Origin of the sequence: Thermoanaerobacter sp. CM-CNRG TB177 (assembly GCF_018588165.1) — a bacterium.
GTDB classification, from domain to species: Bacteria; Bacillota; Thermoanaerobacteria; order Thermoanaerobacterales; family Thermoanaerobacteraceae; genus Thermoanaerobacter; species Thermoanaerobacter thermocopriae.
Map to the genome: position 1 here is coordinate 48115 of NZ_JAFCAC010000065.1, position 10541 is coordinate 58655.

The following is a 10541-nucleotide window of genomic DNA, read 5'->3' on the forward strand; positions in this document are numbered from 1 at the left end:
CCTCTATTTTATTCCATATTTTTTCGGTCTTTGATAAGTAATAAGTCCATTGTTTACTTCTTCTGTAGCAATTGTTACAGGTTTATCAGAATCTATGTCTACTAATTTAGTGTCACCAGCAATAAGCTGTCTTGCTCTTTTTGCAACTAAAGAACACAAAGTATATTTGCTATCTACTTTTTCCATTAAATCTACAATTGATGGATATAAAATCATACCAACCCCTCCTTGATTTCTAAGTACAAATCCTTATTTCTATCAACTCTGCATTTCTCTGCAATAATTATAGCGTTAATTTTTTCAACCGCTTCTTCTACACTATCATTTATAACTACATAATTGTACCTGGAAACATAGTTTAATTCCTCATAAGCACTTTTAAATCTTTTTATTATCTCCTCTTCTGTCTCTGTCCCCCGTTTTTTAATCCTATTTTTTAATTCTTCCATTGAAGGAGGCAATATGAAAATAAACACTCCTTCTGGAAACTTCTCTTTTATTTTTAAAGCTCCTTGAATATCTATCTCTAAAACCACATCATTTCCTTCATCTAAATTTTTTAATACGAAATCCTTCGGTGTACCGTAGTAGTGGCCATATACCTTTGCCCATTCTAAAAAAGAATCATTTTCTATCATTTTCTCAAATTCCTCTTCCGATTTAAAAAAATAGTTTTTCCCTTCTATTTCTCCGCTTCTTGGCTGACGGGTAGTAGCAGATATACTCAATTTTAAATCTTTCTCTTTTTCCATCAAAGCTTTGCATATCGTCCCTTTTCCTGCCCCTGAAGGCCCAGAAAGTACAATAAGTAACCCTTTTTTCTTTTTCGACAACACAAATTCCCCCTACTCTTCCTCTTCTTCCTCTTCTTCTAAAGTATCTTCTAATATCTCCTTGTTAGAATTGAGACGATTAGCTACGGTCTCTGGTTGAACAGCAGAAAGTATTATGTGGTCACTATCAGTAATTATAACGGCTCTTGTTCTTCTACCATATGTAGCATCGATAAGCATACCTCTATTTTTTGCCTCTTGAATTATTCTTTTTATAGGTGCAGATTCTGGACTAACTATTGCCACCAATCTATTAGCCGAAATTATATTGCCAAAACCAATATTTATTAATTTAATCGACATACTTTTTCCTCCCTACTCAATATTTTGAACTTGTTCTCTAATTTTTTCAATCTCATTTTTCAAGTCAATGACTTTATTAGAAATTCTATAGTCTATTGACTTTGAAGCAATCGTATTAGCTTCACGATTCATCTCCTGAACTATAAAATCTAATTTTTTACCTATAGAACCTTCTTCTTTTAAAGAATCTTTAAATTGAACAATGTGGCTTTTAAGCCTTGTTATTTCTTCAGCAATACATGACTTGTCAGCAATAATTGCTATTTCCATTGCCATCCTATTAGGATCTATATCTACCCCCAATTCTTTTATACGCTGTTCCAATCTTTTTCTATAATCTTCTACCATTACAAAACTCAAATCTTCAATCTCTTTTACTATATCTGAAATTTTGCCCATTCTATTAACTATATCATCGTATAATTTTATACCTTCTTTGTTTCTCATGTCAATGAGGTTATTAATAGCTTCTCCCAATGGCAGTTTTAATAACTCCCATATTTCTTCTAAATCCAAATCCTCATTCTTTACCCTGATAACTTCCGGCAGATACACTAAATCACTTACCTTTATAAATCCTTCTAATTCAAATTTAGACTTTACATCAGTAAAAACTCTAAGATATTCTGACAAAAGATTCTCATCAATTTCTATAACAGTAATACTTCTTTCATACACTTCAAAACCAATATTTAATTCTATTCTCCCTCTCGCAATCTGCTTTGAAACAAATTCTCTCACTTTTTCTTCAAGTCCACTTAAAAGTTTATTCATCCTGCAATTTATGTCTAAAAATCTGTGGTTTAAAGATTTAATTTCCACAGTTATATAATAGCCTTTTTCCTTAATCTCACCTCTTCCATAACCGGTCATGCTTTTTATCATCATATCACCTTTTTCTTATTATAGTCAAATTCTCACTGTATTAAACTAAAGCTCTATTTCGCCCCTGAAGACTTCTTCCACACTTCCAGATAAATAAATACTATTGTCATCCAGCCATTCTACTAAAAGTTTACCACCTTTAAAATGGACATTGACATTTCGCTCCGTCTTACCTAAAACTGCTGAAGCTACTGCAGAGGCACAGGCACCACTTCCACAGGCAAGAGTAAGCCCCACACCTCTTTCCCAAGTCCTTACAAAAATATTTTCTTTATCTTCTACTTTTACAAAATCCACATTTGTACCTTGAGGAAAAATGGAAGATTTTTCAATTTTAGGACCTAATTCTTTAATCATATTTTCATCTAAGGATTTTACAAAAACAATAGTATGAGGCACTCCTACTCTTATAGAAGTTAATTTATAAACTTTCCCATCTATTTTTACCGGCTCATTTATAAATTTTTGCTTATCAGTTTTTACAGGTATTTTATTAGCCTCAAAAATAGGACTACCCATGTAAACTTTTACACTTTCTACTTTCCCATTTTCTACAAAAACTTCTGGCATAATCACTCCAGCTAAGGTTTCCACTGTCATTTTCTCTTTTTTTACTATCCCTCTTTCATAAACATATTTTGCAAAACATCTAGAACCATTGCCGCACATTTCTGCTTCGCTGCCATCTGCATTAAAAATTCTCATCCTAATATCTGCAATTCCTGAAGGCTCAACAACTAAAAGGCCATCAGCCCCTATGCCAAAATGCCTATCACAAAGTTTAACAGCTAATTCACTATAATCTACATTTTCTAGAGCCTCAATTACTATAAAGTCATTCCCCAATCCATGCATTTTAGTAAATTTCACCTATATCACTCCATTTTCTAATCTTCAAGGATATTATAACACAAAAAAGGCTAATTTGGTTAGATATTTTAAGAAAATGTGAGGAAAACAATCATAAAACGATCATAAGGCCAATAGCAGCCAAAACTCCCATAATTCCGCCAAAATAAAAAGGTGCAGTTACTCCCAATGTATCCCAAAGTATTCCCGCTATAAAAGACGCCGGTAAAAGTCCAATACCTGTAAAAGTAGCATGAAGCCCTATGACTGTAGCTTTTAAATGGGATGGAGAAATTTCCGCAACTAAAGCTTTTTCAACCCCTTCAGTCAAGGCTATGTACAAGCCGTAAACAGAAAATAATATCCACATAGCACTTTTAAAGCCAAAAACAGCAAATCCCAAATACACTATTCCGTAAAGGAAATAACCGATAATGAGAAGTTTCTTTCTCCCTATTTTATCAGACAACCTTCCCATAGGATACGAAAAAATCATATAAACTATGTTGTACACCAAATACAAAAGTATAACATCTGACTCGCTAAATCCCACATTTTTCGCCCTTAAAAGCAAAAACTGATTAGAAGAATTACCTAAGGCAAAAATTAAAATAACTATTAAAAACATTTGAAGGCGTCTATCAAGACTTCTCCAAGAAAATGAAAGCTTTTTTGAAAGTTCACGTTTTACTGTGCTTTCCTTAGCAAAAAACAGCACAAAAACTCCTAAAAAAGCTGGTATCAGAGAATACATAAAAACCGCTTTATAATCTCCTCTATAAAAAGTCAAAAAATAATACGCCAAAGCAATTCCAATCGTCGCACCTAAAGTATCCAATGCTCTATGAAGTCCATATGCTCTTCCAATGTTTTCTTTATCTACAGCTTCAGCAATCAAAGCATCTCTTGGGGCTGTCCGTATTCCTTTTCCAAATCTGTCACTGGTTCTACCTAAAAACACCCATCCCCACGAAGTAGCAAAATACAAAAACATTTTTCCTATAGTAGAAAAAGAATATCCAGCTATAGCTAAAGGCTTTCTTTTACCTACTTTATCAGATATGTATCCTGAAAAAACCTTAAGTATACTAGCTAAACTTTCTGCAAACCCTTCAATGATACCTACTATTGTAGGGCTTGCCCCAAGTTGAGAAGTGAGAAAAAGTGGAATCAGAGGATATACCATTTCAGTAGATATATCTGTAAGAAGACTTGTCAACCCCAAAATAATTACATTTAACAATTAAAATGCCTCCCTTCACTCTTTATTATTTTCATAAACCAATGAAGCAAAATATTCAAAGTCTCGACTGGCTTTTTCTAATAAATCCTTAACCTCTTTTTTCATTTCACACTCAAACACATCTCTTTGGGCTACTTTTTCAAACCACTTATATAACTTATTCAGCTCATCTTCATTTTCTTCTAATTCTGCAAAAGTAAAATTTTTTCTCGCTATCTCTTTTTCAATCTCTTTAAAAAACTCTTCACATTGTTCCTTTATTTCACTATATTCTTCCATTCTTTGATGATTAAATTGTTTTACCACATCTTTCTCTATTTCTTTATCAAGGGCCACTACTTCAAAGGCTTTAAAATCTCCTCCAAAACCTTTAATTTCGTACTTTAACTTCTCTATTTCTTTTAAAAACCTTTCCATGTAAGGCACAATACATACAGACTGTTGTAAATACAAAGCACCAATTTTTTTTATTCTTCTCCATATAGTAACCCTAGCTGTTGACGAATCACTTGGGACCTTATACACAAAAAGTAACCACTTCAACTTTCCACCTCCTCTATCTTTCTTTCTCTTGCTTTTCAATTTTCTACTTACGGCAATTAAACTTTAATTCCTATTTTTACATCTTGTTTTATTGTAACAAATGTTACAACCAAAATCAATACAATTAATTTTTCCCTATTAAACCCTTCGATTTCATGGTATACTTTTTATATACAATAAAATCTGGAGGTTATAACTATGGCTTTAGACGGCATAACTTTACATGCGATAACAAAAGAATTAAAAGAAGAAATTGTTGGCGGAAGAATTGATAAAATATATCAACCTGAAAAAGAAGAATTAATCTTTATAATACGAAACAAAGGCAAAAACTATAAACTGCTATTGTCTGCTAATGCAAATTATCCAAGAATATATCTTACAGAAGAAAATAAAGAAAATCCTGCTGAGCCTCCAATGTTTTGTATGCTTCTGAGAAAATTTCTTCAGGGTGGTAGGATAATAGATATAAAACAAGTAGAATTTGACAGGATAGTAAAAATTGATATAGAAACAAAAGACGAATTAGAAAATCAAACAATTAAAACTCTAATTATTGAAATAATGGGAAGACACAGCAATATCATATTAATTGACAAAGCTAATCAAACGATAATAGATAGCATAAAAAGAATATATTCCGATATGAGTAAAGTAAGAGAAGTACTACCTGGGAGGCAATATGTCTACCCACCACTGCAGGAAAAGTTAAATATAAATAATCTCTCGCTACCTTCTTTTAAAGAAGCTGTTAATAATTACAAGTCAAAAAAAATTGAAAAAACTCTAGTAGATATTTTGCAAGGATTTAGTCCCACTTTAGCAAGAGAAGTTGCTTTTAGATGTAATGTATCTGACAGATTTGTAGAATCATTAGAAAATGAGCAAATCGAAAATCTATATCAACACATAAAAAAAATATATGAAGATGTTTTAAGCTTAAATTTAAAACCATGCATTGCTTTTCAGAAAAATGAAGTTATTGACTTTTCTTGTGTTGATTTGACTCAATATATTACAAAAACTTATTTCCCTACAGTAAACCAAGCTGCTTGTAAATTTTTCAGTGAAAAAGCAAATATAATAAATTTGCAAGCAAGGTCCTCGGATTTAAGAAAAATCATCAACAACAATTTAGAAAAACTTTATAACAAACTAGATAAACTTCAACAAGAATTAAACGAAGCAAAAAACGCTGACACTTTTAGACTTTACGGCGAACTTATAACAGCAAATATGCACCTTCTAAAAAAAGGAATGGAAAACTTGAAAACTATAAACTATTACACTGGCGAAGAAATTGAAATACCCATTGACAAAAAATATTCCCCTTCAGAAAATGCCCAAAGATACTTTAAAAAATACAGCAAGTTAAAAAATGCCAATAAAATAATAGAAAAACAAATATCCGATACTCTCGAGGAAATAACTTATTTAGAGGGTCAATTAGTGAACCTGGAAAACTGTACATTGCCATCAGAAATAGAAGAAATAAAAAATGAACTATTTGAACAAGGGTATATACATAAGCAACAAAAGAAAAAAATATCACGACAAACTCTTTCTCAACCATTGCATGTAGTATCCTCAGACGGGTTTGACATATATATAGGAAAAAATAACACTCAAAACGATTATCTAACGTTAAAATTCGCAAATCCTAACGATATATGGCTTCATACAAAAGACATACCAGGGTCCCACGTCATAATCAAGACAAATAACAAACCAGTTCCTGAAGCAACACTTATAGAAGCTGCAAAATTAGCCGCTAAATATAGCAAAGCGAAACATTCTTCAAATGTACCCGTTGATTATACCTTAAAAAAATATGTAAAAAAACCTTCTGGTGCAAAACCGGGCTTTGTAATATACACAAACCAAAAAACCCTTTATGTAAATCCAGAGTAAGATGCTTTTTAAGCATCTTACTTCTTATCTTAAAGGCACACTAAATATAGGAATATATTTTCTTCTATTTTCTTGTATAACACTCTCATACAAAAAAACTGTATCGACCAAAATATCATTTTTCTTTTGTTTTTCAAAAAGATTATTTACTTCTTCTATTCCAATGTTTAAACGTATATCTCTGGCAATGGTAATGTGGGAAGTAAATTTTCTCTCATCTTTTTTAAATCCAATTTTATGCAATTCCTCATCTATATTGTCATGCAATTTATTAAGAAAAGGATTTTCTTCTGTACCTACCCACAATACTCTCATGTCTTTATTACCTTTAAAAAAACCTACTTTATCAAATTTTATATAAAAGGGGTTAATACTTTTTGCAGCAACTTTAACAGCATCTTCTATTTCGGTTATGCTTTCCGCCTCGACTTCTCCTAAAAACTTTAAAGTTATATGGAAATTATCTTTATGAGTCCATCTTCCTTTTATCGTATAATTTTTCAGTACCTCCTGAAATCTCGATAATTCATCTGTAGCTTTTTCACCTAACTCGATCCCAATAAATGTCCTCATGTTACTCCTCCTTTGCCTATTTCCTTGGAAATAATTGTATTGGAATTTTTGTTGTGCTTATTAAAATTATAACAAACAATAACAGAAAAAAGTCCATCCTAATGGTCTACTGCTACTTTCTTTTTCACAATTTATTCTTCTGGCATATGTCTAAATATTTCCATTATATCATTATTGAAATCTAATTCAAATCGTAGTATAATGCTATTCAGATTATCGTTCATAAGAGGCAATCTCTTTCTTTGATTTTTGATTTTTACAAAAAATTTGCACTTACACCATGATTTTTTGACCTATTGACAAAAGTCCAGGACAATGCTAATATTCTAATTAAATTGTTTAAAGTGAATAATAATATAAAAACTCTTATCGAGAGCAGGTGGAGGGACTGGCCCGATGAAACCCGGCAACCGGTGGCCGAAAGTTTTATACTTCCGGCTGCACGGTGCTAATTCCTGCAGAACGTTGAGTTCTGGCAGATAAGAGGATTTCAAAAACCTCTTCGCGCTGTCAGAAGAGGGTTTTTTATTTTTATTTTGGAAAAGGAGGGCTTTCTTTGATCCGTATCAGAAATCTCACAAAAATTTACCACTCAAGTTCAGGAAATGTCAAAGCGCTGGAAAATGTCAACCTCAACATAGAAAAAGGTGATATTTTTGGAATTATAGGCCTTAGCGGCGCAGGCAAAAGTACTCTTCTGCGTTGCATAAACATGCTTGAAAAGCCCACTTCCGGCTCGATAGAAATAGATGGTGTTGAAATGACTCGGCTTTCTCCCTCTGAATTAAAAGAAATGCGGAAAAAAATAGGCATGATATTCCAGCATTTTAATCTGTTATCATCCAGAACTGTCAGAGGCAATGTAGCTTTCCCTTTAGAAATTGCCGGCCTGGACAAAAGGACAATCGATAAAAAAGTAGATAATCTTCTGGAGCTAGTAGGGCTTTCCGACAAGTCTGACAACTATCCTTCTCAGCTTTCAGGCGGTCAAAAACAGCGGGTAGGCATAGCACGAGCCTTAGCAAATGATCCAAAGGTTCTGCTGTGTGATGAACCAACTTCAGCACTGGACCCGGAAACAACTCTTTCTATTTTGAACCTTTTAAAGGATATCAATAGGCAGCTGGGAATTACCATAGTGCTGATAACTCACGAAATGAATGTCATTAAACAAATTTGTAACAAAGTGGCAGTCATTGAAAAAAGCCGTGTGGTGGAACAGGGTCCTCTTCTCGAAATATTTAAAAAACCTCAGACAGAAACCGCTCGCAATTTTTTGAAATCTATAACTTTATCAGAAATTCCTAAAGAACTAAAAGATAGGATTAAAAATCTGTCTCACGGGTACTTGGAAGGCAAGATTGTTAAAATTGGCTTTTTGGGAGAAATTACAGCAAAGCCCATTATATCCAATATTGTAAGAAAATTTGACGTTGACACCAACATACTTTACGGAAACATTGACCACATCCAAGGCACTCCCTACGGTACTCTCGTGGTTGAACTCCGAGGAAAAAACAATCGAACAGATGATGCCCTGGAATATCTAAAAAAGCTGGGACTCGATGTGGAGGTGATTGAAAATGTCTGAAACTATAAACTTATTGCTGGTCGGAACGTGGCAAACTATATACATGGTAGTGGTATCAACGTTCATAGCAACGATTTTCGGGGTACCCCTCGGAATCCTGCTGATGGTAACCGACAGGAATCAGATACTGCAAAACGAACTTTTAAACAAAATACTAGGCACTATTGTAAATATTTTTCGCTCTGTGCCTTTTGTAATACTTTTAATCGTGCTTATACCTTTTACACGATTGCTTGTAGGGAAAGCTATAGGGACCACCGCAGCGATTGTTCCCCTTTCGGTAGCGGCTATTCCCTTTATGGGAAGGCTTACCGAAACAGCATTAAGAGAGGTAGACCGCGGTATCATTGAAGCAGCCCAGTCTATGGGAGCTTCACCCCTTCAAATCATAACCAAGGTGCTAGTCCCCGAGGCTTTACCTTCAATAGCCGCAGGGATTACCATAACTACTATAAATTTAGTGGGATATTCTGCCATGGCAGGTGTTATAGGAGGTGGTGGGCTAGGAGATTTAGCAGTAAGATATGGATATCAGCGATTTATGCTCGACATTATGCTTTATACCGTAGCAATTTTGGTAGCTATGGTACAGCTAATTCAACTCATAGGAGATGTACTAGTAAAACAGCTGTCAAAAAATCGGTAAATTTTACTTTTTTAATAAAGGAGGAGATTGATGTGAAAAAGTTCTTAACTACACTTTTATTACTGAGCCTTCTAACAATTTTTATTGCGGGATGCGGAACAAAACAAGGACCCACTTCCGACAAACAAACCCAAAACCAGGGCGTATCAAAAACAACCATCAAAGTAGGAGCTACTCCAGTGCCCCACGCCCAAATTTTAAACGTCGTAAAACCCCTCCTCGAAAAAGAGGGAATTACTCTAGAGATTGTAGAGTTCACAGATTACGTGCAACCCAACCTAAAGCTAGCTGAAAAAGAATTAGATGCTAACTATTTCCAGCACATCCCTTATCTTGAAGATTTCTCAAAGGAGCATAATCTTGATTTAACATATATTGCTAAAGTTCATATCGAACCCATGGGTATATACTCCCAAAAAATCAAAAACCTCAGTGAGTTAAAAGAAGGCGCTACCATTGCCATACCCAACGACGCTACCAATGGCGGAAGAGCTTTGCTACTGCTGCAATCAGCTGGAGTAATAAAATTAAAACCAGATGCAGGTATTAAAGCAACAGTAAATGACATTGTCGAAAATCCTAAAAAAATTAAGATTTCCGAGCTGGAAGCCGCTACTCTGCCAAGGGTACTGTCAGATGTAGACGCAGCGGTAATAAACACCAACTACGCCTTGGAAGCTGGACTTATACCCACTAAGGATGCTCTCTTTATCGAATCAGCAAATTCCCCTTATGTCAATGTACTGGTGGTCCGCAAAGGCGATGAATCTAGGCCTGAACTTAAGAAGTTAGCCGAAGCCTTAAATTCTCCAGAAGTTAAAAAATTCATTGAGGAAACATATAAAGGTGCTGTCGTACCCGCCTTTTAAGCAGGAGGTGATTTTATTGTCAGGATCTGATAAAACTATCGGTGTCATCGCTGGTACACCAGTAGATACTCAGATGGGAGTCGATTTTATAAGAAAAAAGGGGCTTGAAGCGGTGGGAATCCCTGCCGCTTCAAGCCCCGATGAACAAAAGCGGCTGGTAATTTTGACTACCAATTTCAGAGATAAAAACAGAAAAGAGATAGTCCATTTTAAAAACAGACTACCTCTTTTTAAATATGTATAAAATTTTACCGGCAGCGACCTACTCTCCCGCGAAAGCAGTACCATCGGCGCT

At 34.3% G+C, this 10541-nt stretch carries 13 protein-coding genes and 1 riboswitch; of the genes, 5 read left to right on the top strand and 8 right to left on the bottom strand.

Annotated features, from left to right (window positions below; translation table 11 throughout):
* Window positions 1-3 precede the first annotated feature (3 nt).
* The 7 genes from rpoZ to I4N53_RS07840 all read right to left on the bottom strand — a co-directional run bounded on the left by rpoZ (window position 4) and on the right by I4N53_RS07840 (window position 4656).
* Entirely contained in the window at window positions 4-216 is a 213-nt protein-coding gene (rpoZ, locus tag I4N53_RS07810; RefSeq protein WP_003868205.1) for a DNA-directed RNA polymerase subunit omega, read from the bottom strand.
* Window positions 213-836, bottom strand: coding sequence for a guanylate kinase (gene gmk / locus I4N53_RS07815; protein WP_214495984.1), 624 nt, complete (start codon window positions 834-836; stop codon window positions 213-215). The genes rpoZ and gmk overlap by 4 nt, the downstream gene beginning before the upstream one ends.
* 9 nt (window positions 837-845) lie before the next feature.
* Window positions 846-1136 (bottom strand): extracellular matrix/biofilm regulator RemA, encoded by a 291-nt coding sequence (gene remA / locus I4N53_RS07820; RefSeq protein WP_003868203.1) that lies wholly within the window; start codon window positions 1134-1136, stop codon window positions 846-848.
* Window positions 1137-1148: 12 nt separating this feature from the next.
* Complete coding sequence (locus I4N53_RS07825) at window positions 1149-2021, bottom strand: YicC/YloC family endoribonuclease (RefSeq protein WP_214495985.1); 873 nt, start codon at window positions 2019-2021, stop codon at window positions 1149-1151.
* 45 nt (window positions 2022-2066) lie between these two features.
* Window positions 2067-2891: a diaminopimelate epimerase gene (dapF, locus tag I4N53_RS07830; RefSeq protein ID WP_214495986.1), complete on the bottom strand. Its 825-nt coding sequence runs from the start codon at window positions 2889-2891 to the stop codon at window positions 2067-2069.
* A gap of 91 nt (window positions 2892-2982) precedes the next feature.
* Entirely contained in the window at window positions 2983-4113 is a 1131-nt protein-coding gene (locus tag I4N53_RS07835; protein ID WP_028991657.1) for an MFS transporter, read from the bottom strand.
* 15 nt (window positions 4114-4128) lie between these two features.
* Window positions 4129-4656: a Chromate resistance protein ChrB gene (locus I4N53_RS07840; RefSeq protein ID WP_214495987.1), complete on the bottom strand. Its 528-nt coding sequence runs from the start codon at window positions 4654-4656 to the stop codon at window positions 4129-4131.
* Between the two features lie 198 nt (window positions 4657-4854).
* Between I4N53_RS07840 and I4N53_RS07845 the strand changes: the two genes are divergently transcribed.
* Window positions 4855-6567 carry an NFACT family protein gene (locus tag I4N53_RS07845; protein WP_214495988.1) on the top strand — a complete coding sequence of 571 codons (1713 nt, stop codon included), beginning with the start codon at window positions 4855-4857 and terminating at the stop codon, window positions 6565-6567.
* Window positions 6568-6591: 24 nt separating this feature from the next.
* Here the strand turns inward: I4N53_RS07845 and thpR are convergent, their stop codons facing one another.
* On the bottom strand, window positions 6592-7140 hold the full coding sequence (gene thpR, locus I4N53_RS07850) for an RNA 2',3'-cyclic phosphodiesterase (protein WP_214495989.1): 549 nt from the start codon (window positions 7138-7140) through the stop codon (window positions 6592-6594).
* Window positions 7141-7503: 363 nt separating this feature from the next.
* Window positions 7504-7626: riboswitch (SAM riboswitch) on the top strand.
* 70 nt (window positions 7627-7696) lie between these two features.
* On the opposite strand from thpR, the gene I4N53_RS07855 reads away from it, so the two are divergent.
* The 4 genes from I4N53_RS07855 to I4N53_RS12420 are packed head-to-tail and all read left to right on the top strand — an operon-like array spanning window position 7697 to window position 10490.
* Window positions 7697-8731 (top strand): methionine ABC transporter ATP-binding protein, encoded by a 1035-nt coding sequence (locus I4N53_RS07855; protein ID WP_013150400.1) that lies wholly within the window; start codon window positions 7697-7699, stop codon window positions 8729-8731.
* On the top strand, window positions 8724-9377 hold the full coding sequence (locus I4N53_RS07860; RefSeq protein ID WP_214495990.1) for a methionine ABC transporter permease: 654 nt from the start codon (window positions 8724-8726) through the stop codon (window positions 9375-9377). Before I4N53_RS07855 ends, I4N53_RS07860 begins: the two co-directional genes overlap by 8 nt.
* Before the next feature lie 32 nt (window positions 9378-9409).
* Complete coding sequence (locus I4N53_RS07865; protein ID WP_003868193.1) at window positions 9410-10246, top strand: MetQ/NlpA family ABC transporter substrate-binding protein; 837 nt, start codon at window positions 9410-9412, stop codon at window positions 10244-10246.
* A 16-nt stretch (window positions 10247-10262) separates the two neighbouring features.
* Entirely contained in the window at window positions 10263-10490 is a 228-nt protein-coding gene (locus I4N53_RS12420; RefSeq protein WP_255549787.1) for a hypothetical protein, read from the top strand.
* The last annotated feature ends 51 nt before the right edge of the window (window positions 10491-10541 follow it).